The 21,597-nt window shown below is 66.9% G+C and carries 20 protein-coding genes; 15 read left to right on the forward strand and 5 right to left on the reverse strand.

Annotated features, from left to right (window positions below):
* Position 1 precedes the first annotated feature (1 nt).
* Complete coding sequence (locus GL279_RS10845; RefSeq protein WP_155064652.1) at positions 2-1,339, reverse strand: AI-2E family transporter; 1,338 nt, start codon at positions 1,337-1,339, stop codon at positions 2-4.
* Positions 1,340-1,462: 123 nt separating this feature from the next.
* Here GL279_RS10845 and proS point away from each other — a divergent pair, with 123 nt between their 5' ends.
* The gene (gene proS / locus GL279_RS10850) at positions 1,463-2,815 is read left to right on the forward strand and encodes a proline--tRNA ligase (RefSeq protein ID WP_155064653.1); all 1,353 of its coding nucleotides are present in this window, start codon (positions 1,463-1,465) and stop codon (positions 2,813-2,815) included.
* A 102-nt stretch (positions 2,816-2,917) separates the two neighbouring features.
* Here proS and GL279_RS10855 read toward each other — a convergent pair whose 3' ends face one another.
* The gene (locus tag GL279_RS10855; protein ID WP_155064654.1) at positions 2,918-3,769 is read right to left on the reverse strand and encodes a universal stress protein; all 852 of its coding nucleotides are present in this window, start codon (positions 3,767-3,769) and stop codon (positions 2,918-2,920) included.
* Positions 3,770-3,867: 98 nt separating this feature from the next.
* On the opposite strand from GL279_RS10855, the gene GL279_RS10860 reads away from it, so the two are divergent.
* The 11 genes from GL279_RS10860 to mnhG all read left to right on the forward strand — a co-directional run bounded on the left by GL279_RS10860 (position 3,868) and on the right by mnhG (position 15,257).
* The gene (locus tag GL279_RS10860) at positions 3,868-5,049 is read left to right on the forward strand and encodes an SGNH/GDSL hydrolase family protein (RefSeq protein WP_155064655.1); all 1,182 of its coding nucleotides are present in this window, start codon (positions 3,868-3,870) and stop codon (positions 5,047-5,049) included.
* A gap of 185 nt (positions 5,050-5,234) precedes the next feature.
* Positions 5,235-5,771: a serine acetyltransferase gene (locus tag GL279_RS10865; RefSeq protein WP_155064656.1), complete on the forward strand. Its 537-nt coding sequence runs from the start codon at positions 5,235-5,237 to the stop codon at positions 5,769-5,771.
* On the forward strand, positions 5,768-7,366 hold the full coding sequence (locus tag GL279_RS10870) for an AMP-binding protein (protein WP_155064657.1): 1,599 nt from the start codon (positions 5,768-5,770) through the stop codon (positions 7,364-7,366). Before GL279_RS10865 ends, GL279_RS10870 begins: the two co-directional genes overlap by 4 nt.
* A 17-nt stretch (positions 7,367-7,383) precedes the next feature.
* Positions 7,384-7,620, forward strand: coding sequence for an acyl carrier protein (locus GL279_RS10875; protein ID WP_155064658.1), 237 nt, complete (start codon positions 7,384-7,386; stop codon positions 7,618-7,620).
* The gene (locus GL279_RS10880) at positions 7,601-8,848 is read left to right on the forward strand and encodes a type III PLP-dependent enzyme (RefSeq protein ID WP_155064659.1); all 1,248 of its coding nucleotides are present in this window, start codon (positions 7,601-7,603) and stop codon (positions 8,846-8,848) included. The genes GL279_RS10875 and GL279_RS10880 overlap by 20 nt, the downstream gene beginning before the upstream one ends.
* Positions 8,849-9,112: 264 nt before the next feature.
* A complete protein-coding gene (locus GL279_RS10885) occupies positions 9,113-12,040 on the forward strand; it encodes a monovalent cation/H+ antiporter subunit A (RefSeq protein ID WP_155064660.1) in 2,928 nt (975 codons plus the stop codon).
* Entirely contained in the window at positions 12,040-12,381 is a 342-nt protein-coding gene (locus GL279_RS10890) for a Na+/H+ antiporter subunit C (protein ID WP_155064661.1), read from the forward strand. Before GL279_RS10885 ends, GL279_RS10890 begins: the two co-directional genes overlap by 1 nt.
* Entirely contained in the window at positions 12,381-14,093 is a 1,713-nt protein-coding gene (locus GL279_RS10895; RefSeq protein WP_155064662.1) for a monovalent cation/H+ antiporter subunit D, read from the forward strand. Before GL279_RS10890 ends, GL279_RS10895 begins: the two co-directional genes overlap by 1 nt.
* Positions 14,090-14,578, forward strand: coding sequence for a Na+/H+ antiporter subunit E (locus GL279_RS10900; RefSeq protein ID WP_155064663.1), 489 nt, complete (start codon positions 14,090-14,092; stop codon positions 14,576-14,578). Before GL279_RS10895 ends, GL279_RS10900 begins: the two co-directional genes overlap by 4 nt.
* A complete protein-coding gene (locus GL279_RS10905; protein ID WP_155064664.1) occupies positions 14,575-14,856 on the forward strand; it encodes a K+/H+ antiporter subunit F in 282 nt (93 codons plus the stop codon). The genes GL279_RS10900 and GL279_RS10905 overlap by 4 nt, the downstream gene beginning before the upstream one ends.
* A complete protein-coding gene (gene mnhG / locus GL279_RS10910) occupies positions 14,853-15,257 on the forward strand; it encodes a monovalent cation/H(+) antiporter subunit G (RefSeq protein WP_155064665.1) in 405 nt (134 codons plus the stop codon). The genes GL279_RS10905 and mnhG overlap by 4 nt, the downstream gene beginning before the upstream one ends.
* An 18-nt stretch (positions 15,258-15,275) precedes the next feature.
* Here the strand turns inward: mnhG and aroB are convergent, their stop codons facing one another.
* Positions 15,276-16,406, reverse strand: coding sequence for a 3-dehydroquinate synthase (gene aroB / locus GL279_RS10915; protein WP_155064666.1), 1,131 nt, complete (start codon positions 16,404-16,406; stop codon positions 15,276-15,278).
* The gene (locus tag GL279_RS10920) at positions 16,403-16,966 is read right to left on the reverse strand and encodes a shikimate kinase (RefSeq protein ID WP_155064667.1); all 564 of its coding nucleotides are present in this window, start codon (positions 16,964-16,966) and stop codon (positions 16,403-16,405) included. Before GL279_RS10920 ends, aroB begins: the two co-directional genes overlap by 4 nt.
* Positions 16,967-17,104: 138 nt before the next feature.
* Between GL279_RS10920 and GL279_RS10925 the strand changes: the two genes are divergently transcribed.
* From GL279_RS10925 to GL279_RS10935, 3 genes are read left to right on the forward strand one after another with little or no spacing between them, the layout of a single operon-like run.
* Positions 17,105-17,350: a hypothetical protein gene (locus tag GL279_RS10925; RefSeq protein WP_155064668.1), complete on the forward strand. Its 246-nt coding sequence runs from the start codon at positions 17,105-17,107 to the stop codon at positions 17,348-17,350.
* Positions 17,337-18,950 (forward strand): hypothetical protein, encoded by a 1,614-nt coding sequence (locus GL279_RS10930; RefSeq protein ID WP_155064669.1) that lies wholly within the window; start codon positions 17,337-17,339, stop codon positions 18,948-18,950. Before GL279_RS10925 ends, GL279_RS10930 begins: the two co-directional genes overlap by 14 nt.
* Positions 18,950-19,927 carry a site-specific tyrosine recombinase XerD gene (locus GL279_RS10935; protein WP_155064670.1) on the forward strand — a complete coding sequence of 326 codons (978 nt, stop codon included), beginning with the start codon at positions 18,950-18,952 and terminating at the stop codon, positions 19,925-19,927. Before GL279_RS10930 ends, GL279_RS10935 begins: the two co-directional genes overlap by 1 nt.
* Here the strand turns inward: GL279_RS10935 and GL279_RS10940 are convergent.
* Complete coding sequence (locus GL279_RS10940; protein WP_155064671.1) at positions 19,921-21,390, reverse strand: nucleobase:cation symporter-2 family protein; 1,470 nt, start codon at positions 21,388-21,390, stop codon at positions 19,921-19,923. The genes GL279_RS10935 and GL279_RS10940 overlap by 7 nt on opposite strands.
* Between the last annotated feature and the right edge of the window lie 207 nt (positions 21,391-21,597).

Below are 21,597 nucleotides of genomic sequence, written 5' to 3' on the forward strand. Positions count from 1 at the left end.
CTCAATCGTCCTTCCCGTCGGACTTTTGCCTGTCGCGCTCATGGGCCTCGGCCTGACGCGCCTCGACATGCAGCTGCACCGGCGAGGGCGGGCCCTCGTGGCCGTTGTCCGGGAAGCGGTGCCGGCGGGCGCGTTCCTGACGTTCATCGACCAGCTCGGCCAGTTCCTCTTGCCGCTGGATCTCGGCCACGCGCACGTCATGGGACAGCTGTGCCAGCCGGCGCAGATTGGCGACGGTGCCGCGCGGCACCACCTCGATCAGCGTGGGCGGCGGTGGCGGCGCCGGCACTTCGCGGCCCGTATAGAGCGCGCTTTCCTTGTAGCGGCCGATGCCATAGCGCACCAGAACGCCCAGAGCCGCCGCCAGCGGCACCGCGACCAGCAGCCCGACAAAGCCGAAGATGCTGCCGAAGACGGTCAGCGCCAGCATCAGCCAGACCGGATGCACGCCGACCGAGCCGCCGACGATCTTGGGTTGCAGGAAATTGCCCTCGACGAACTGGCCGGCGGCAAAGATCGCAACCACGGCGCCGATATGCATCCAGTCGCCCCAAAAGCTGAACAGCGCAACGCCAATGGCGGTGGCGCCGCCGATCAGCACTCCGACATAGGGGATAAAGGACAGCGAGGCCGCCATCACGCCGATGGCCACGCCAAAGGGCAGGCCCACGATGCCAAGGCCGATCGAATAGAACGTGCCCAGAATCAGGATGACCAGCCCCTGCCCGCGCACGAATCCCGACAGCGCCCGGTCGATCTCGCGCGCGAGGCTGCGGACCGTCTCGGCATGGTCGCGCGGCAGCAGGTCGTCAAGGCGCGCCACCATATTGTCCCAGTCCAACAGCAGGTAGAACGCCACCACCGGAACGATCACCACCAGCGCCAGCAGGCTGAACACCCCCATGACCGAGCCAAGCACGGTCGAGACCACCTGCATGCCGCTGTCGCTGATCTTCTTGCCGATGTCGGTCAGCGCGGTGTTGATGGTGCTGCCCTCGGCAAAGATCTGCGGAAAGCGGCCCATCAGGAACTGCTGCAACTGTTCGGCCATCTGCGGCGCGGTGCTGACCAGCTGCGTGCTTTGCTTGACCAGCAGCGGCACCAGCGTCAGCACCACCGCGACGACAAGCAGCACCGCGATCAGCGAGATCACCACCACCGCCAGCGTGCGCGACAGGCCCAGCCGTTCCAGCCGGTCGGCCAGCGGATCCAGCAGATAGGCCACCGCCGCACCCAGGATGAAGGGCATGATCTGGTTGCCCAAGAGCCATAACGCCAGAAGCAGCACCGCCAGCGCGCCGCTCCAATACCAGACCTGCTTCTGTGCCGGCAGCCGCATGTCCTCTCCTTTGCGCTCATCCGAGTTCTATTTGGCCGGTCGCGCGCCCTGATGCAAGGAAGCCCGTTGCCCACTGGTTCGCGCTGCGCTAACCCGATGCCTGCCATCACGAAGGATTCCGCCATGCGTCTGTCGCGCTATTTCATGCCCGTTCTGAAAGAAGACCCCAAAGAGGCCCAGATCGTCAGCCACCGGCTGATGTTGCGGGCCGGCATGATCAAGCAGCAGGCGGCGGGCATCTATTCCTGGCTGCCGATGGGCTTCAAGGTTCTGAACAACATCCAGAAGATCGTGCATGAGGAACAGGCCCGCGCGGGTCACATCGCCATGCTGATGCCGACGCTGCAATCGGCCGATCTGTGGCGCGAGTCGGGCCGCTATGACGATTACGGCGAAGAGATGCTGCGCATCAAGGACCGCCACAAGCGCGACCTGCTTTACGGGCCCACCAATGAGGAGATGATCACCGACATCTTCCGCAGCCATGTGTCCTCCTACAAGGACCTGCCGCTGACGCTGTATCACATCCAGTGGAAGTTCCGCGACGAGATCCGCCCGCGCTTTGGCGTGATGCGTGGTCGCGAATTCCTGATGAAGGATGGCTACACCTTCGACCTGACCAAAAAAGATGCGCTGCACGCCTATAACCGGCATCTGGTCAGCTATCTGCGCACCTATGAGCGCATGGGTCTGCAAGCCATTCCGATGCGCGCCGATGGCGGCCCGATCGGCGGCGACTATACCCACGAGTTCCTCGTGCTGGCCGAAACTGGCGAATCCGAAGTCTTCTATGACAGCGAGATCACCGATCTGAAATTCGGCACCCGCAGCATCGACTATGACAGCGTCGAGCAGTGTCAGGCCGTGCTGGAGGAATTCACCAGCCGCTATGCCCGCACCGATGAAACCCATGACGCGGCGCTGTTCGAACAGATCCCCGAGGAACGCCGTCGTTCCGCGCGCGGTATCGAAGTGGGCCAGATCTTCTATTTCGGCACCAAATATTCCGAGCCGATGGGCGCCACTGTCGTCGGCCCCGATGGCAACCGTGTGCCGGTGCATATGGGCTCGCACGGGATCGGCGTCTCGCGTCTGCTGGGCGCGATCATCGAGGCCAGTCATGACGACAAGGGCATCATCTGGCCCGAGGGGGTGACGCCCTTCCATGTCGGCATCGTCAATCTGAAACAGGGCGATGCCTCGACCGACAGCGCCTGCGAGGCGCTTTACGCCGAGCTGAAGGCGCAGGGCTTCGATCCGCTCTATGACGACCGCGACGAGCGCGCCGGCGCGAAATTCGCCACCATGGACCTGATCGGCCTGCCGTGGCGCATCACCGTCGGACCGCGCGGTCTGGCGGCGAACAAGGTCGAGCTGACCTCGCGCCGCAGCGGCGAATCCGAGGAAATGTCGCCGCAAGAGGCGGTCACGCGCCTGAAGGCGATCTATCAGCCGGTGTTCGACGCCGCGCGCTGAGCCCGGCCGTGGCGCCCCTTGGCGGGCGCCGCATGGGTATTTGGAAAATGGTGAAAGACCGGGGGCCGGGGCGTGATTGCCCTTGGCCCCTTTTCGTTGCGGTCAGTCGGCCAGCGGTAGGCAGATCAGGTCGGTGTCGAGATCGCGGATGATTTCGGCGCTGGTCGAGCCGAGCAGGTTGCGCAAGAGGCTGCCATGGCCGCGCGCACCCATCACCACCAGATCGAAATGGCCACTGGCCTGCAGGCCGGTGATGGCGGGGGCGGGCGGGCCGTGGCGCAGGGCGAAATCCAGATGCGCGCTGCTGGCCAGAGCCTCGCGCCAGCGGCGGCGCAGCCGATGCTCCAGTTCCTCCATCGCATGCATGTCGAGGCTTTGCAGGGTTACCGAGCTCATGCCCCCGGTGCGCAGCCGGTCGGGGCCCGGCAGGTTGGTGGCATGCAGGACAGTGACATCGGCGCCGGCGATCAGGCCGAGATCGCGCGCCCGGTGCAATAGATCGAGGCTGGCCGGCGCGTCCTCAAGCGCGAGCATCTGCCGCTGCCATGCCGTGCCCGCCGGGCGGCGGATCACCGCCAGCGGCCGGTTTGTGGCAGAGAGGACACGTTCGGCCGTGGTGCCGGCGAGCGACAGCGGAAAGCGGCGCGGGCGTGGCACCCCCATCAGGATCAGCGCGGCATCAAGGGCTTCGGCCTCGGCAAGAATGGTTTCGTCGGGATCGCCTGCAATGGTGCAGGGCTGGACCGGGGCGCCGGGGCCCGCGACCCGCTGCACCTGCGCGGCGAGCAGATCGGTGGCATGGGCCGCATGGCCTGCGGCTTCGTCGATGACATGCAGCAGGCGGACGTGGGCGGGGCGGCCTGCGGCCTGATCCGCGGCCGCCAGCGCCAGCGCCCGGGCCAGAGCGGCATCCGAACGCGCGGAAAGATCGCTGGCCACCAGATAGTTGCGCATATGTCCTCCGAGCTGTGCCTTGCCGATCCGCCCGCAGCAGGCACTGGACCTGTCGGCTGGGCCGACGCATGATCCCGACAATTCGAAAGCGAGGCAAGATGTGGAAGCGGTTCTGGGGGGTGGCGGCTGTTTCGGCAAGCCTGCTGCTGGTGGTCGGGCTGGTGGCGCGGCCAAGAGGGCAGCAGCTGGCGGAGCCGCTTCCGGCGCTGGTCGTCGCCCAAGGCGCGGATGGCAGCCGCCCCGTGGGGGCGTTGCAGATGCCACAGCCGGGGCTGGTCGCGCTGCCCCTGCGGATAGTCGGGCGGGCCGCGCCGGGGCCCGAGGGGGCCTTGCGTCAGGAATGGCCGGGGTTTCACGTCAGCGCGCGCTTTGAGGGCACCGAGGCATGGGTGCGGTTCAACGACGGCATCAACCGCTGGCGGGTGCTGCTGGATGGCGGGCGCAGCGGGCGCATTGATCTGGCCCTGCCCGGTGGCCGCGACCTGCATCTGCGCGGGCTGGCGCCGGGCGCGCATGAGATCCGCGTCGAAAAGATCAGCGAGTCCTTCATGCCGGCGAATTTCGGCGGCATCCTGATCCGTCGCGATGCGGGCGCGGCCCTGCCGGCGCCACCGCCGGCGGCGCGGCTGATCGAATTCATCGGCGATTCGGATACCGTGGGTTTTGCCAATGGCGCTACGCAGCGCGACTGCTCCGAGGCCGAGGTTTTTGCCCGCACAGACACCAGTGCCAGCTTTGGTCCGGCGCTGGCGGCGGCGCTGGGAACGGATTATCGCATGATCGCGCGCTCGGGGATTGGCCTGCTGCGCAATTACGGCGGCGCGGCGCAGGACGCCACCATGCGCAGCCGCTATCCGCTGGCGCTGCCCGGCGAACCGGCGGCCTCGGGCCTGCCGCAACCGGCGGCGGATGTGGTGGTGACCGGAATCGGCTCGAACGATTTCGGCACCGAACTGACGCCGGGCGAGCCCTGGTCCGACCTTGCCGCGCTGAGTCGCGATTTCGGCCCGGCGCTGACCGAATTCCTGCGCGCCCGCGTGCGTGAAAACCCCGATGCGCTGCAGGTTCTGCTGGCTTTTGGCGAATATGGCGCGCCGCTGGTCGAGCCCTATCGCGAGGCCTTTGCCGCACTACAGGCCGATGGCGCGCGCGCCACGCTGGTGGTGCTGCCGCAGCTGGAGCGCTCGGCCTGTTTCTGGCACCCTTCGCTGGCCGATCACGCGCTGATCGCCCAAAGCCTTGCGCTTGCCATCCGCGCCTCCGAGCGCCGCGACCGCTGAGCCGCCCCGGCCATGCAGAGCGGCCATTCCTGCATTTCCCGGGAAGATTCGGCCCGGAGTCTGGACATGAACCACCAAGGAACTATAAGAAATACGAGCGCAGACTGCGGTTTGCATGCCGTTAACGATGTCGCAAACATAGTCACTGCAGAATATTTCTGTCGGAACCAATTGAGCGAGTATGCATGACGCTGTTCGAGCTGATACGCGGGGATTTCATCCGCCATGGTCGTTCCCTGACCGAAGCCGCCTTCGTTTCGCTGCTGATCTATCGCTGGGGCAGCTGGGCGCTGACGGTGCGCAACCCGGTCGGGCGCTGGCTGGCCTGCAAGGTCTACGGCTTTTTCAAGATTTTCGTGTTGAACGTCACCAAGATCTGGATCCCGCCGCAGGTCAAGCTGGGCGAGGATTTCCACATCATCCATGCCGAGGGCTCGCTGTCGATCCATCCGCAGGTGGTGGTCGGCGACCGCTGCGGAGTCATGCATAACGTCACCATCGGCACCAATATGCGCGGCCGTGCGCCGATCATCGGTGACGATGTCTTTATCGGCGTCAATTCGACCGTGCTGGGCCCGATCACCATCGGCGACCGGGTGCGGATCGGCGCCAATACCTCGGTCACCACCAATGTGCCCTCGGATTCCGTCGTGATCGGATCGCCGGCCAAAATCTATCCCAGCCTGCCGATCTTTGCAGCCAAGCGTCAGGCGGCCGAATGAATTCCCTGCCCCCGACCGAAGCCGGCTGCGATTTCGATCGTAGCATGTGGGCCATGCTGGCCGACAATCTGGCGGACCGCGCCGGACATGTCGCGGCCGTAGATGCCGGACGCCGTGTGACCTATGCCGAGTTGGCCGCCGAGGCCGGGCGCATCTGCGACTGGCTGCGGGCGCGTGGCGTGCAGCCGGGCGAGCGGGTGATCGTACATCTGCGCAAGGGCATCGACGAGGTGGCCGCGATGTTCGGCGCCTGGAAGGCCGGCGCGGTCGTGGTCAATGTCAACACGCGCTGGACCGGCCAGCAGCTGGCCTATGTGGCGCGCAACTGTCGCGCCCGCGCGCTGATCCTGCCCGGACCCGCGCTCAAGGGGCTGCGCGCCGTGGACCCGCTGGATCCCGGCACGGCATTTCTGGTGCAGGGCAAGCCGGGCGCTGCGCCCGAGGGTGCCGATTGCTGGTCCGAACTGCCCGCCGACAGCGGCGCCGCACCCGAGAGCTGCGATCCGGCGACGCTGGCGATGATCATCTATACCTCGGGCTCGACCGGCGCGCCCAAGGGCGTGATGCTGTCGCACCGCAATATCCGGGTGGGCGCGATTTCAGTCGCGCAATATCTGGGGCTGGATCAGGACGACCGGCTGCTGTCGGTGCTGCCCTACAGTTTCGATGCCGGACTGAACCAGCTGACGACGATGATGCTGCTGGGCGGCACCATCGTGCACCAGCCGCTGACCATGCCGGCCGAGATCCTGCGCATGGCCGCAGCCGAGGCCGTGACCGGCATCGCCGGTGTGCCGCCCTTGTGGAACCAGATCGTGCGCCTGCTGGAACAGCAGCCTATGCCGCTGCCGGCGCTGAAGCGCATCACCAATACCGGTGGGAAAATCCCGCCCAACATCCTGGAACTGCTGCCGCAGGTCTTTCCGGGCGTGGACATCTACCTGATGTATGGCCTGACCGAGGCTTTCCGTTCGACCTATCTGCCGCCGGCGAAATTCGCGGCCAAGATGGGCTCGATCGGCCGGCAGATCCCCAATGCGCAGGTCTTTGCCATCAAGCCCGGGATCGGTATTGCCGGCCCCGGCGAACAGGGCGAGCTGGTCCATGCCGGGCCGCTGGTCAGCATGGGCTATTGGGAACAGCCCGAGGTCACTGCGCAAAAGATCCGCCCCTGCCCCGAGCTGGCGCATCTGATCGGCGATGCGCCGGTGGTCTGGTCGGGCGATCTGGTGCGGGTCGATGAGGATGGCGATATGTGGTTCGTCAGCCGCATGGACGAGATGATCAAGACGCTGGGCTTTCGCCTGTCGCCCACCGAGGTCGAGGACGCGCTGTCGCAAAGCGGGCTGGTCGGCGATGTGGTGGCCTGGGGCGTCGAGGATGCCGATCTGGGTCAGGCGGTGCATGTCGCGGTCAGCTATCTGGCCGATGCGGGCGAGCCGGCGCTGATTGCGCATTGCGCCAGGGCGATGCCCCATTATATGCGGCCCCAACGGATCCATACTTGGCCGGGGGCCATGCCGCGCACCGCCAGCGGCAAGCTTGATCGCCCGGCCGTCATCGCGGCTGCGGGCGCCGCAGCGAACAGGACTTGAAAGCAAGGCAGGACAGGATGAGTTTGAACGTTGAAGACCTGATCGGTTATCTCAAGAACGACCTCAATATCGAGGAGGCGCTGGACGGCGATACCGAGCTGTTTTCCAGCGGGCTTCTGGACTCGGTCTCGATGGTCAGCCTGATCACCTTCATCGAAGAGCGCACCGGCGCCACTATCCAGCCCGGCGATGTCACGCTGGACAATTTCGATACGGTTGAACGGATCCGGGCCTATGTCGACAGCCTCGGCTGAGGTCCGCCGCGATCAGGCGCTGGCCGAGGCGGCGGCGCGCTTTGACACCCCCGCCTATGTCTATTTCACCGAAACCATCGCCGAGCGACTGAGCGGGCTGCGCCGGCATTTCGGGCGCTGGTTCGCGGTCAGCTATGCGGTCAAGACCAACCCGAACCCGGCGCTGCTGTCATGGATGCGCGATCAGGTCGAATATCTGGACATTTCCTCGGGCGGGGAATTCACGCTGAGCCAGCAGGCCGGATGGGAGCCTGCACGCATCAGCTTTACCGGCCCGGCCAAGCGCGAGGCCGAGCTGCGCCCGGTGATCGCTGCCGGACTTGGCGAGCTGGTGATCGAGAGCCTGCGCGAGGCGCGGCTGGCCGATGCCATCGCCGCCGAACTGGGGCTGGTGCAGCCGGTCCTGCTGCGCATGACGCCCGACCGCGTGCCCAAGGGCTTTGGCGACCAGATGGCGGGCCGTCCCAGCGCCTTTGGCATCGACATCGAGGATGCGCCGGAAATCCTGCCGCAGATCGCGGCGCTGCCGAACCTGCGCATCATCGGACTGCACATCTATTCCGGCACGCAAAGCCTGCGGCCCGAGGCGATCTGCGAGAACTGGCGCATCTTCATGCGGGTGTTTTCGCAAAGCTGCGAGCTTTTGGACCTGATGCCGGAAAAGCTGGTCTTTGGCTCGGGTCTGGGCATCCCCTATCACCCCGGAGATACGGCGCTGGACCTGTCGCTGATCACCGAAGGCATCGCGGCCGAACTGGACGCGTTCCGCGCCCAGCCGCGTCTGGCGCAGTGCCGGCTGGTGCTGGAACTGGGGCGCTATCTGGTCGGGCCGGCGGGCTATTTCGTCACCCGCGTCATCTCGGTCAAGCAATCGCGCGGCACCCGCATCGCGATCTGCGACGGCGGGCTGAACGCCAATCTGGCCGCCTCGGGCAATTTCGGCATGGTGTTGCGGCGCAATTACGTGATGCACCGCATCGGTGGCGATCAGGGCGGCAGCCGCGCCGAGGAAAAGCACGACATTTCCGGCCCGCTTTGCACCTCGATCGACAAGCTCGGCAGCGGTGTCCTGCTGGACCGGCTGGATGAGGGCGACCTGCTGGCGATCCATCAATGCGGCGGCTATGGGCCGACCGCGAGCCCGCTTTATTTCATCAGCCATCCCCTGCCCCGCGAGGTGCTGGTGCAGGCGGATGAGGTGCAGGACATCACCCGGATCAAGGACTAGCCGCCGCGCCGGGCGCCCTTTGCGGGCCCGGCAGGCGGGCTTGCCAAGGGGCGGCGGATGCCATGGTTGCGGCATCCACCCCTTGCGCATGTTTTCATCGCCAAACCCGCCGATGGCGGCAGGAACGGTGACGATCTCATTGCGGTAACAAGAAATTTTTATCGCTGACCCCGACAATGGTGCCAATTTCCACCCGCCGTCGGTTGTGTTCCGGCGGCAAGCGCCGCTATGATGCATTGTATTCCAGAATTGGCGAAGGGTCCGATGGTCGAACAGAACCTGTTGCTGCTGCTCGTTCTGACTCCATTCGTCTCGTCGGTTCTCGCCGCAACGCTTCCAGTGGGCTCACGCAATGCCGAAACATGGCTTGCCGGCCTGACCATGCTGATGGCGCTGGGGATTCTGGCGGTGCTGTATCCGGCGGTGGCGCAGGGCGGCAAGATCAGCGGCAGTTTCGAATGGGCGACCAGTATCGGGCTGGACCTGACCTTCCGGCTGGACGGGTTCGCCTGGCTGTTCATGGTGCTGGTGTCCGGGATCGGCATGCTGGTCATCCTTTACGCGCGCTATTACATGGCCGCCGACGATCCGGTGCCGCGGCTGTATTCCTGTCTGCTGGCCTTTGCCGGTGCCATGTCGGGGCTGATCCTGTCGGGCAATATCATCATGCTGGTGGTGTTCTGGGAGCTGACCAGCCTCGTGTCGTTCCTGCTGATCGGCTACTGGTATCAGCGCGAGGATGCCCGCCACGGCGCGCGCATGGCGCTGGTCGTCACCGCCTCGGGTGGGCTGTGCCTGCTGGTTGCGATGATCCTGATCGGCCAGATCGTCGGCAGTTACCGGCTGGACGATGTGCTGGCGGCGGGTGGGCGCATCACCACGCATCCGCTCTATCCGGTGGTGCTGGTGCTGTTCCTGCTGGGGGCATTCACCAAATCGGCGCAATTCCCGTTCCATTTCTGGCTGCCGAACGCCATGGCCGCGCCGACGCCGGTATCGTCCTACCTGCACTCGGCAACCATGGTAAAGGCCGGGGTGTTCCTGCTGTTGCGCTTTCACCCCGCGCTTGGCGGCACCGAGGCATGGTTCCAGCTGGTCACCGGCACCGGGCTGGTGACGCTGCTGATGGGCGCCTTCGTCGCGCTGTTCAAACACGACCTCAAGGGGCTTCTGGCCTATTCCACCATCAGCCATCTGGGCCTGATCACCGCGCTGGCCGGCATCGGCACGCCCTTGGCGCTGATCGCCGCGATTTTTCACATCGTGAACCATGCGGTCTTCAAGGCCTCGCTGTTCATGGCCGCCGGCATCATCGACCACGAAACCGGCACCCGCGATATGCGCCGCCTGTCGGGGCTGGCCAAGGCCATGCCGATCACCGCGACGCTGGCCATCATCGCCTCGGCATCCATGGCCGGGGTGCCGCTGATGAACGGGTTCCTGTCCAAGGAGATGTTCTTCGAGGCCACCTATCTGTGGAACAACGGCAGCCCGCTCGACAATGCCGCGCCCTATGTTGCCGTGCTGGCAGGCGCGCTGTCGGCGGCCTATTCGCTGCGCTTCATCGTCACCGTGTTCTTTGGCCCCGAGGCGACCGACCTGCCCAGGAAACCGCATGAGCCGCCGCTGCTGATGGGCCTGCCCGTCGCGCTGCTGGTGGCGCTGTGTCTGGCGATCGGGGTGGCGCCGCAGGCCATGCTGGGCGGCTGGCTGTCCAGCGCCGCCATCGGCGTGCTTGGCCCCGACCTGCCCTATTTCAGCCTCAAGATCTGGCACGGGCTGACCCCGGCGCTGGTGATGAGCCTGATCGCGCTGAGCCTTGGCATTCTGATCTATCTGCTGCCGCGCCGGCTGATCGATCAGGGCAACGAGGGGCCTGCGATCATGCGGGCGATCAATTTCGGCAGCGGCTTTGACTGGCTTCTGGACGTGTTCGGCCGCCGGGTGCCGCAGATGCTGCTGCGGCTGGCTTCGGCGCCGGGGCTGCAGGCGCAGCTGCGCGTCATGGTGCTGATGTCCATGGCCGGGGCCTATTTCGCGCTGGGGCCGCTTGACTGGCATATCCCGTGGCCGCGCATCAACGCGCAAGAGCTGGTCTTTGCCCTGCTGTGGCTGGTCGGCGGCGCCTGCGCCATCGGCGCGGCGTGGCAGGCGAAATACCACCGTTTTGCGGCGCTGGTGCTGACCGGCGGCGCCGGCCTCGTGACCTGCGCGACCTTCGTCTGGCTGTCGGCCCCCGACCTTGCCGTGACGCAGCTTCTGGTCGAGATCGCGACCACGACCCTGCTGCTTTTGGGCCTGCGCTGGCTGCCCAAGCGCAATGTCGAAATCCCCGGCGATGCCAAGTTCCGGCCGCGCTTTCGCCGCTTTCGCGACCTGCTGATCGCGCTGACCTGCGGCGTCGGCATGACCGCCATCGCGCTGGCCGTGCTGCTGACCCGGCCCGGCATGTCGGTCGGCGACTGGTTCCTGCGCCACTCTTATGTCGAGGGCGGCGGCACCAATGTCGTCAACGTGATCCTGGTCGACTTCCGCGCCTTTGACACCTTCGGCGAGATCGCGGTTCTGGCCATCGTCGGGCTGACCGTCTATTCCCTGCTGCGCCGGTTCCGCCCCGCCCCGGAAAGCGTCGAGCGTCCGCGCCCGCAGCGCGAGGCCGAGGAGCAGGCGCTGGAGGCCTATCTGTTCGTCCCCGCCGTGCTGATGCAATGGATGTTCGCGCCGATCATCACCCTGTCGGCCTATTTGTTCTTCCGTGGCCATGACCTGCCCGGCGGCGGCTTTGCGGCCGGTGTCACCCTGGCCGTGGGCCTGCTGTTGCAATATGTCGCGACCAATGTGCGCTGGGTCGAGGCGCGGCTGACCATTCTGCCGGTGCGCTGGATGGGCACCGGGCTTTGCGTCGCCGCCGCCGTCGGCGCGGGATCGTGGATCTTTGGCGTGCCCTTCCTGACCACGCATTTCCAGTATCTGGAGCTGCCGCTGGTCGGAAAGGTGCCGGCCTCGACCGCGATGCTGTTCGACGTGGGCGTTTTCTCGCTGGTGGTGGGCGCCATCGTCCTGATGCTGATCGCCATTGCCCACCAGTCGCTGCGCATGGCCCCGCGCCCCAAACCCGCCGAAGAGGCCCCCGCAGACCCCGAGGCCGTGGCCTCGACCGAAAGCACCGCAGCGGTGCAGGAGAAAGGCTGATGGAACTGATCCTTGCCCTTGCCATCGGCATCCTCACCAGCTCGGGCGTCTGGCTGCTGTTGCGGCCACGGTCCTATCAGGTGATCGTCGGTCTGTGCCTGCTGGCTTACGGCGTCAACCTGTTCATCTTTTCCATGGGTCGGCTTTACGTCGGTGCGGCACCGATCATGCCCAAGGGCGGCTTCGTCGACCCGACCGCCTATGCCGATCCGCTGCCGCAGGCGCTGGTGCTGACCGCCATCGTCATCAGCTTTGCCACCACGGCGCTGTTTCTGGTGGTGATGATCGCCGCACGCGGCATCACCGGCACCGACCATGTCGATGGAAGGGAGCGCGACTGATGGGGGCCGCGCCGCATCACATGATCATCGCGCCGATCCTGATCCCGCTGGTCGCGGGCGCGATCATGCTGTTTTACAACGACCGCAACCGCCAGACCAAGCTGGTGCTGGGGCTGGTGGCCGTCGGCCTGATGTTCCTGTCCTCGACCGAGCTGATGAATGACGCCAAATCGCTGACCGACAGCGATGGCAGCGTGGTGCAGCTGTATCGGCTGGGCGACTGGCCGGTGCCGGTCGGCATTGTGCTGGTGCTGGACCGGCTGTCGGCGATGATGGTCATGCTGACCGCGCTGCTGGCCGGGCCGTCGCTGGTCTATGCCGCCGCCGGCTGGCACGGCAAGGGCCAGCATTACCACAGCATGTTCCAGTTCCTGCTGGCCGGCGTCAACGGCGCCTTCCTGACCGGCGATCTTTTCAACCTCTTCGTGTTCTTCGAGGTGATGCTGGCGGCCAGCTACGGGCTGATGCTGCATGGCTCGGGCCCCGAGCGGGTCAAGGCGGGCCTGCATTACATCGCCGTCAACCTGACCGCCTCGCTGTTCTTCCTGATCGGGGTGGCACTGGTCTATGGCACCACCGGCACGCTGAACATGGCCGACATCGCCCGCACCGTGGCGCGCATGGATGATGCGCCGCGCCTGCTGTTCCATGCGGCAGCGGGCTTTCTGGGCATGGCCTTCCTGATCAAGGCGGCGATCTGGCCGCTCTGCTTCTGGCTGCCGCCGACCTATTCGGCAGCCTCGCCGCCCGCCGCCGCGATCATGGCGATCATGACCAAGGTCGGCATCTATGTCATCCTGCGGCTGGCGCTGTTGATCCTTGGCCCCGAGGCCGGTGCCTCGGCGGGCTTTGGCGCGCCGGTGCTGATGATCGGCGGCATCCTGACCATGGGCTTTGGCATGATCGGCGTGCTGGGCACGGGCGAATTGGGCCGCAAGGGCGGCTATCTGGCGATCATTTCGTCGGGCACGGTGCTGACTGCCGTGGGCTTTGCCCAGGCCGGTGGCGGGGTCGAACTGCTGGGCGGCGCACTTTACTATCTGGTCGGCTCGACCGCCGCGATCTCGGCCTTTTTCCTGATCGCCGAGCCGGTGACGCGCGACGACAGCGGCGATCCGGCCGAACCCGCGCCCGAAGGCGCGGTGGCCGTGGCCGAGCGTTGGGAATGGACGCCGATGGGGCTCGACACCGTCGAGGACACCGTCGATCCGGCCTCGATGCGCACGGTCAGCTGGATGACCATGGCGATCTGTTTCGCGCTGATCGCGGCCATGCTGGCCGGCCTGCCGCCCCTGCCCGGATTCATCGGAAAATTCGCCATCCTGCGCGGCGCGGTGTCGCGCAATATCGCGCTGTCGGGCGAACTGCCGGTCATGCTGTGGATCTATTCGGCCATGCTGATCCTGTCGGGACTGGGCGCGCTGATCGCGCTGATCCGGTTCGGCATGCGCCGATTCTGGGCGGAACAGGGCCCGGCGCCGCGCATCCTAGCGCTGGAGATCGCGCCGGTGCTGGCGTTGCTCGCGATGATCCTTTTGCTGAGCGTGCGTGCCGATGCGGTGCTGAACTACACCCGCGCCACCGCCATGGCGCTGCTGCAACCGGCCACCTATCGCGAGGCGGTGCTGAAGGACGCGGCGCGGCTGGACGCGACCCCGCCGCAGAACCTTGACCCGCAGGCGGGTCAGCCGCTGCCGGAGGGCGCCGAATGACCCGGATGATCCCGCATCCCCTGCTGTCGGCGTTGCTGGTGCTGATGTGGCTGCTTCTGACGCGCTTCAGCATGGGCAACCTTGTGCTGGGCAGCATCATCGCGCTGGCCGCCGGCTGGTCGGTCGAGCATCTTCACCCCAGCCGCCCGCGCATCCGGCGCTGGCGTGCCATCCCGCAGCTGATGGCGATTGTCATCTGGGACATCCTGAAGTCCAACATCAGCGTCGCGCGGGTGCTGCTGCTGGGGCCGGACCACCCGGCGTATCACTCGGGCTTTGTCGAGCTGGACCTGCAGCTGCGCGAGCAGAACGGGCTGGCGGTGCTGGCGATCATCCTGACGGCGACGCCGGGCACCGCATGGCTGGAATATGATGCCGAACAAAGCCACCTGACCCTGCATGTGCTGGACCTGCGCAGCGAAGCCGACTGGCAGGCGCTGATCCGCGACCGCTACGAGGCCCTGCTGATGGAGATCTTCGAATGAGCGCCCTGATCCTGGAATATGCGCTGTCCTATGCCCAGATCGCCATGGTCGCGGCGCTGTGTCTGGCCTGCCTGCGGATGATCCGGGGGCCACGCGCCCAGGACCGGGTGCTGGCGCTGGACACCATGTATATCAATGCCATGCTGCTGTTTTTGCTGATCGGCATGGGCAATGGCAATGTCTTCTTCTTCGAGGGCGCGCTGGTCATCGCGGTGCTGGGCTTTGTCACCACGGTCTGCGCGGCCAAGTTCCTGATGCGCGGCGAGGTGATCGAATGACGCATCTGCATCAGTTGCCGCCGGTCGCCGCCGTGCTGATCGCGATCTTTGTCGTGCTGGGCTCCAGCCTTGCGCTGCTGGGCAGCCTTGGACTGGTGCGGCTGAAAAGCTTTTACCAGCGGCTGCACGCGCCGACGCTGGCCTATAGCTATGGCACGCTGCTGATCATCCTTGGCTCGATGGCGATGTTTTCGCTGATCGAGGAACGCCCGGTCGTGCATGAAATCATCATCGGCGTCTTCATGATGATCACCACGCCGATCACGCTGTTGATGCTGGGCCGCGCCTCGTTGCGGCGCGACCGCGATGCCAAGCTGGGCCATGATGAGCGGGTGCCGCCGCGCACGCGCGCGACCGATGCCGCAAAGCCGCCGGCCCCGGATCAGGCCGCGCCGCGCTGAGACGCGCGGCCCGGTCGGTTACAGCCGCGATTGCGCAAGGCTTTGGCGTAGCGCCTGCGGGTCCACCGCATCGGTGACAAAGGCGCGGCCGATGCCATGGGCAAGGATGAAGCGCAGCTTGCCGTCCTGCACCTTCTTGTCCTGCCCCATCAGCGCGATCAGCGCCTCGTCATCGGGCAGATCGCCGGGGATGTCGGCGATGCGCGAGGGCAGGCCCATAGCGACGAAATGCGCCGCGACCCGCGACGGTGCCTCCTGACTGCACAGGCCCAGCCGCGCCGACAGGTCAAAGGCCAGCGTGCAGCCGATGGCCACGCCCTCGCCATGCAGCAGCCGGTCGGAATAGCCCGTCGCCTGCTCCAGCGCATGGCCAAAGGTATGGCCAAGGTTCAACAGCGCCCGTTCGCCCTGTTCGGTCTCGTCGCGCTGGACGATGCCGGCCTTCATCTGCACGGATTGGCGCACGGCGCGTTGCAGCGCGATCGGATCCGCAAAAAGCGTCGGTCCTGCGGTTTCCAGCCAGTCAAAGAAATCCTCGTCGCCCAGCAGCCCGTATTTCGCCACCTCGCCATAGCCGGCACGGAAATCGCGCGGGCTGAGCGTGCCCAGAACGTCGATATCGGCCAGCACCAGCGCCGGCTGATGAAAGGCGCCGATCAGGTTCTTGCCCTGCGGGCTGTTGATGCCGGTCTTGCCGCCGACCGAGCTGTCCACCTGCGCCAGAAGCGTCGTCGGGATCTGCACAAAGCGCACACCCCGGCGCAGGATGGCCGAGGCAAAACCCGCCAGATCGCCGATCACACCGCCGCCAAGCGCGATCACCAGATCCTTGCGCTCGATCTTTTGCGCCAGCAGCCATTCGACGGCCTCGCCCAGCCGTTCCCAGCGTTTGGTGGCCTCGCCCGCCGGCAGGGCCAGTGCCGGGGCGTCGATGCCCTGCGCCGCCAGCGCCGCCTGCAGCGCCGGCAGATGCCGCGCCGCCACCGTTTCGTCGGTCAGGATCGCCACACGGCGCTTGCCGGCCAGCGCCACGATTTCCTCGCCCGCCCGCGCCAGCAGGCCGCGCCCGATCCGCACCTCATAGGAACGTTCGCCCAGGTCCACGGCGACGGTTTCGGGCTTGGCGGCGGTCAGGGTTGCGCTGTTCATTTCGTCTCCAGAATGACCGGCTGCTGGGCGGCGATGGCAGCCAGAACCCGGTTGGTGGTGTCCTCGACGGTGTCGCCGCGCGCCGCCGTCACATGCACGTCGGCCAGGCTATAGACCGGCCGGCGTTCGCCCAGCAGGCGCTCCAGCGTGCCGCGCGGATCGGCGGTTTGCAGCAGCGGCCGCGTCGGGCGGCTGCGCACGCGGTGCCACAGCGTCTCGGCATCGCAATCCAGCCAGACCGATACGCCGTTCTGGCCGATGCGTTCGCGGTTGCCCTCGCGCATCCACGAGCCGCCGCCGGTCGAAACGATGCTGTCGCCGCCGGCCAGCACGCGGGCCAGCACCTCGGCTTCGCGGGCACGAAAGAAATCCTCGCCATCACGGGCAAAGATCTCGGGGATGGTCATGGCAGCGGCGCGTTCGATCTCGGCATCGGTATCCCAGAGCGGCCGACCCAGACGCCGCGACAATTCGGCGCCGATTGCGGTCTTGCCCGCCCCCATCATTCCGACCAGCACGATATTCCGCCGCATCACCCCCCCGCGCCGCTTGCCCTGCATTGCCCCTGCCGCCACCGGGGCAGCCGGGTTATTTGGCGCACTGAATGGCGTGATCTTTCGGGAAATGCCATATATATTTCGCGCGAGCCGGCGTCAGACCGGCAACGTATGGATGAAAAGAGGCGGAAAGGACGGGCAATGAGGCTTTTGGCAGGTGTGCTGGCGCTGGTGATTCTTGGTCTGGCGGGATTGCTGGGCTATGCCTATTTCGGCGATATGAAGGCCGATCCGCAGGAAACCCGCCTGCCGGTCCAGCTTGATCTGGGCGCGGCGCCTTTGGCTGCGACCACGACCGCACCGGTCGGCACCGACACCCCGGCGCCGGCCCCCAGTGACAGCGCAGCGCCCGCCGCGCCGCAAGCGGGGCAGAATGACCTGGACTAGGATCTCTGCCGCCGCCTTGGCAGTTCTGGCGCTGGCCCAGCCGGCGCTTGCGCGACCGCCGCTGGCGGCCAGCGACTGGCTTTCGGGCAGCATTCAGGATCCGGGCACCGTCTCGGCATGGCGTCCCGGTGACGGCCGCCCGGCCGGGCAAAAGGACAAGAGCCGGCGCGAGGTCGCCAAATCGGGCGCTGTCGAGCCGGTCGCGGTGACCCGGCTGGATCAGGGCAATCCCGACAGCACCGGCACCGTCTCGGCCCGCGCGGCGGATCTGCCGGCGGATCTGTGGGGCAACAGCGATGCGGCCACGCTGGCCGGGCTGGTGCTGCGCACTTCGCCGCGCCTGCCGGCGTTGCGGCGGCTGGAACGCCGGCTGCTGGCCGCACAGCTGCAGGCGCCGCCGACGCAGGCGGGTGATGTGGGCAAGCTGTTTCTGGCCCGCGTCGACAAGCTTCTGGACATGGGCGCCACCGGCGCGGCGCGGGAACTGCTGCGCGCCGCCGGCCCGCCCGATCCGCAGCGCTTTCGCCGCATCTTCGACATCTCGCTGTTGTCGGGTGACGAGGCCGAGGCCTGCACGCTGATGGACAAGACCCCCGGCGTCGCGCCCAGCTTTCCGGCGCGGATCTTCTGTCTGGCGCTTGGCGGCGACTGGGCAGCGGCGGCGCTGGTCTATCACGGCGCCGAGGCGCTGGATCAGATCGACCCGCAGATGGCGGCGCTTTTGGCGCAATATCTGGACGATGGCTATAGCGACCAGCAGCAAGAGCTGACGCCGCCGCGCGTGGTCACACCGCTGGATCTGCGGCTTTACGAGGCGATCGGCCAGCCGCTGTCCTCGACCGAGCTGCCGCTGGCCTTTGCGCTGGCCGATCTGGACCAGAACGGCGGCTGGAAGGCGCGGCTGGACGCGGCCGAGCGGCTGGCGCGCGCCGGGGCGATCCCGGCATCGAAACTGCGATCGATCTATGTCGAACAGAAACCCGCCGCCTCGGGCGGAGTCTGGGACCGGGCAGCGGCGGTGCAGGCGCTGGACCGCGCGCTGGCAGCGCAGGACAGCGCGGCGGTGGCCGCGGCGCTGCCGCCGGCCTTTGACCGCATGGCGGCGGCCCGGCTGGGCCCGGCGCTGGCAGATATGGTGGGCGCGCAGGTCGGCGCCCTGCCCCTGACCGGCCGGGCCGGGCAGATCGCGCTGTGGCTGGCCCTGCAGGCCGGGCAATGGCAGGTGGTGCAGACCCCGCCCGCCGATGCCGCGCCCTTTGACCTGTGGCTTCTGGATTTCGCCAGCGGTCTGGCCGAGGCGACGCCGCCCTCGGGCAATGGCGCCGAGCGGGCGCAGGCGCTGCTGGCGGCCTTTCGCGCCGACATGCCGGTGCCGCAGCGCGCAGCCGAGATGATCGGCCAGAACCGCAAGGGCGAGGCGCTGCTGGATGCCATTGGCGACACCGATGCCGGGCTTGACGGCGATCTGGCCCGCGCGGCCCAAGGGCTGCGCAGCCTGCGCGCGCTGGGTCAGGGCGAGATCGCCCGCCAATCCGCCGTCGAGCTGGTGCTGGATCCGGTGATGGCGGGATCGGGCGATGGCCCGGACGGCAATCCCTGATGGTGGCGGCGGGCGATTGCCGGCGCATCTCGGCCTTTCTGGACGCGCAGGCGGCCGAGGCCGGGGCCGCCCGCAACACCCTGCTGGCCTATGGCCGCGACCTCAGCGATTTCGCCGACTGGCTGGCGGGGGCCGGCCATGACCTGCTGAGCATGACCCGCGATACCATTCAGGATTATCTTGGCCATTGCGAGGCGCAGGGCCTGTCGCGTGCCACCCGCGCCCGCCGGCTGTCGGCGATCCGGCAGCTGACCCGTTTCGCGTTGGAAGAAAACTGGCGCGAGGATGATCCGGCGGGCCGCATCTCGGGGCCGGGCCGGGCCAAGCGCCTGCCGCGCACGCTGGAGCGGGACGAGGTGCAGGCGCTTTTGGACGCGCTGCCGGGGATCGGCCGTTCGGATGGGGAGCGGGCGCGCAATCTGGCGCTGATCGAGATGCTTTATGCCACCGGGATGCGGGTCAGCGAGCTGGTCTCGTTGCCGGTTTCGGCCGCGCGCGGCAATCCGGCGCTGCTGTTGATCCGGGGCAAGGGCGGCAAGGAGCGTATGGTGCCGCTGAACTCGCCTGCGCAGCGCGCGCTGGCCGCATGGCTTTCGCTGCGCGACGACCCGCCACAGGGCAGCGCCATGGCCCGGCTGATCGCCGGCAAGGGCGCGCGCTGGCTGTTCCCCGCGAGCTCGGCCGATGGCCATATGACGCGGCAGGCGATGAACGGACTGTTGAACCAGCTGGCGCTGGCGGCGGGGATCGACCCGGCCCGCGTCTCGCCCCATGTGCTGCGCCATGCCTTTGCCACGCATCTTCTGGAGGGCGGCGCCGATCTGCGCGCGATCCAGAGCCTGCTGGGCCACGCCGATCTGGGCACGACCGAGATCTATACCCATGTGCTGGACGCGCGGCTGCGCGATCTGGTGCTGAACCACCATCCGCTGGCGAAAACGGCCCCGCCCGACAGCGAGGCCGAAGGCGATCAGTGATCGGCCATGCCGGCGGCGCGCTTGGCCTCCTCGACGCTGCCGCTTGTGCCGTTGAAGAAGGCGTTCAGCACCACCGCCGCAATCGTCGCCAGCAGGATGCCGGATTCGATCAGCGGGTGGATGCCATGCGACAGCCATTGCTTGAAGTCGGGGGCGATCAACGGGATCATCCCGAAGCCCAGCGAGACCGCGACCACGAACAGGTTGTTGCGGTTGCCGGCGAAATCGACCGAAGACAGGATGCGGATCCCGGTCGCGGCCACCATGCCGAACATCACCAGCCCCGCCCCGCCCAGAACCGAGGTCGGCAGCGATTCGACCACAGCGCCCATCTTGGGCACCAGCCCGAACAGGATCAGGATCACGCCGCCGGCCACGCAGATATAGCGGCTCTTGATGCCGGTGACGCCGACCAGCCCGACGTTCTGGCTGAACGAGGTATAGGGGAAGGTGTTGAAGATGCCGCCGATCAGCGTGCCCAGCCCATCAGTGCGCAGGCCGGCGGTCAGGCGTTCGCGGGTGATCTCGCGCCCGGTCATGTCGCCAAGCGCCAGAAACATGCCGGTCGATTCGATCATGACCACGATCATCACCAGAACCATGGTCAGGATCAGCACCGGGTCAAAGATCGGCGTGCCGAAATGGAACGGCGTCACGATGCCGAACCATGCCGCCTGCCCCACCTTGTCAAAGGTCATCTGGCCCAGCACCACCGTCAGCACCGCGCCGACCACCATGCCCAAGAGGACCGCGATATTGGCAACGAAGCCCTTGCCAAAGCGCGCGATCAGCAGAATCGCGACCAGCACCACGCCCGAGATGGCGATATTGACCGGCCGGGCATAAAGCGGGTTCTGCACGCTCGCGGCGGGGGCAAAGCCCTCGGGCAGCGCCGGCACCGCGCCGGTGCCCGCCATGTCCTTCAGCTGGTTCAGCCAGCCAAGCGCCACCGGATCGACCACCTTCGGCGCGGTCGGGCCCACGGGATTGCCAAAGATCCAGTTGATCCCGACCCGCATCAGCGTGACGCCGATCACCAGAATGATCGTGCCGGTGACCAGCGGCGGAAAGAACTTCAGCATCCGCCCGATGAAGGGCGCGATCAGCATGGCGACGATGCCCGCGCCGATGATGGCACCGAAGATCATGCGCGCGCCGTCCGGTCCCGGATAGGCCCCGGCCATGGCGACCATCGGCCCGACCGAGGCAAAGGTCACCCCCATCATTACCGGCAACTGGATGCCGAACCAGCGCGTCACCCCCAGCGACTGGATGATGGTGGCAAGGCCGCAGCAGAACAGATCGGCCGAGATCAGGAAGGCCACGTCCTGCGGCGCAAGCTTCAGCGCGCGGCCCACGATCAGCGGCACCGCCACCGCGCCCGCATACATCACCAGCACATGCTGCAAACCCAGCGTCGCCAGCCGCAGCGGCGGCAATATCTCGTCAACCGGATCGCTCATACGTCCTGCCATGTCGTCCCCCGTTTGGCCTGTTTGTCCCAAGGCTAGGCGGCTGCCCGCAAACAAGGCAATTCTTTTGTGCCCGCCCGGCTGCCGCGCCCGCAATCGGCCCGTTTTGCAGGCAACCACCGCCCGCTTGCGGGTCAGGACGGGACAGCCGGGCACTGGACCGGGCGCCCCCAAGCAGGCATAAGCGGTGGCAACGGA

It is taken from the genome of Paracoccus limosus, from assembly GCF_009711185.1.
Classification (GTDB): Bacteria; Pseudomonadota; Alphaproteobacteria; order Rhodobacterales; family Rhodobacteraceae; genus Paracoccus; species Paracoccus limosus.

What these genes read in the sequence shown, in the direction of transcription:
- GL279_RS10880 (WP_155064659.1), top strand. Translation starts at nt 7,601, where the DNA reads ATGTCGACAGCCTCGGCTGAGGTCCGCCGCGATCAGGCGCTGGCCGAG.
- GL279_RS10905 (WP_155064664.1), top strand. Translation starts at nt 14,575, where the DNA reads ATGAGCGCCCTGATCCTGGAATATGCGCTGTCCTATGCCCAGATCGCC.
- GL279_RS10930 (WP_155064669.1), top strand. Translation starts at nt 17,337, where the DNA reads ATGACCTGGACTAGGATCTCTGCCGCCGCCTTGGCAGTTCTGGCGCTG.
- GL279_RS10920 (WP_155064667.1), bottom strand. Translation starts at nt 16,966, where the DNA reads ATGCAGGGCAAGCGGCGCGGGGGGGTGATGCGGCGGAATATCGTGCTG.
- GL279_RS10875 (WP_155064658.1), top strand. Translation starts at nt 7,384, where the DNA reads ATGAGTTTGAACGTTGAAGACCTGATCGGTTATCTCAAGAACGACCTC.
- GL279_RS10865 (WP_155064656.1), top strand. Translation starts at nt 5,235, where the DNA reads ATGACGCTGTTCGAGCTGATACGCGGGGATTTCATCCGCCATGGTCGT.
- GL279_RS10870 (WP_155064657.1), top strand. Translation starts at nt 5,768, where the DNA reads ATGAATTCCCTGCCCCCGACCGAAGCCGGCTGCGATTTCGATCGTAGC.
- GL279_RS10860 (WP_155064655.1), top strand. Translation starts at nt 3,868, where the DNA reads ATGTGGAAGCGGTTCTGGGGGGTGGCGGCTGTTTCGGCAAGCCTGCTG.
- GL279_RS10925 (WP_155064668.1), top strand. Translation starts at nt 17,105, where the DNA reads ATGAGGCTTTTGGCAGGTGTGCTGGCGCTGGTGATTCTTGGTCTGGCG.
- aroB (WP_155064666.1), bottom strand. Translation starts at nt 16,406, where the DNA reads ATGAACAGCGCAACCCTGACCGCCGCCAAGCCCGAAACCGTCGCCGTG.
- mnhG (WP_155064665.1), top strand. Translation starts at nt 14,853, where the DNA reads ATGACGCATCTGCATCAGTTGCCGCCGGTCGCCGCCGTGCTGATCGCG.
- GL279_RS10845 (WP_155064652.1), bottom strand. Translation starts at nt 1,339, where the DNA reads ATGCGGCTGCCGGCACAGAAGCAGGTCTGGTATTGGAGCGGCGCGCTG.
- GL279_RS10855 (WP_155064654.1), bottom strand. Translation starts at nt 3,769, where the DNA reads ATGCGCAACTATCTGGTGGCCAGCGATCTTTCCGCGCGTTCGGATGCC.
- GL279_RS10935 (WP_155064670.1), top strand. Translation starts at nt 18,950, where the DNA reads ATGGTGGCGGCGGGCGATTGCCGGCGCATCTCGGCCTTTCTGGACGCG.
- GL279_RS10895 (WP_155064662.1), top strand. Translation starts at nt 12,381, where the DNA reads ATGGGGGCCGCGCCGCATCACATGATCATCGCGCCGATCCTGATCCCG.
- proS (WP_155064653.1), top strand. Translation starts at nt 1,463, where the DNA reads ATGCGTCTGTCGCGCTATTTCATGCCCGTTCTGAAAGAAGACCCCAAA.
- GL279_RS10890 (WP_155064661.1), top strand. Translation starts at nt 12,040, where the DNA reads ATGGAACTGATCCTTGCCCTTGCCATCGGCATCCTCACCAGCTCGGGC.
- GL279_RS10940 (WP_155064671.1), bottom strand. Translation starts at nt 21,390, where the DNA reads ATGAGCGATCCGGTTGACGAGATATTGCCGCCGCTGCGGCTGGCGACG.
- GL279_RS10885 (WP_155064660.1), top strand. Translation starts at nt 9,113, where the DNA reads ATGGTCGAACAGAACCTGTTGCTGCTGCTCGTTCTGACTCCATTCGTC.
- GL279_RS10900 (WP_155064663.1), top strand. Translation starts at nt 14,090, where the DNA reads ATGACCCGGATGATCCCGCATCCCCTGCTGTCGGCGTTGCTGGTGCTG.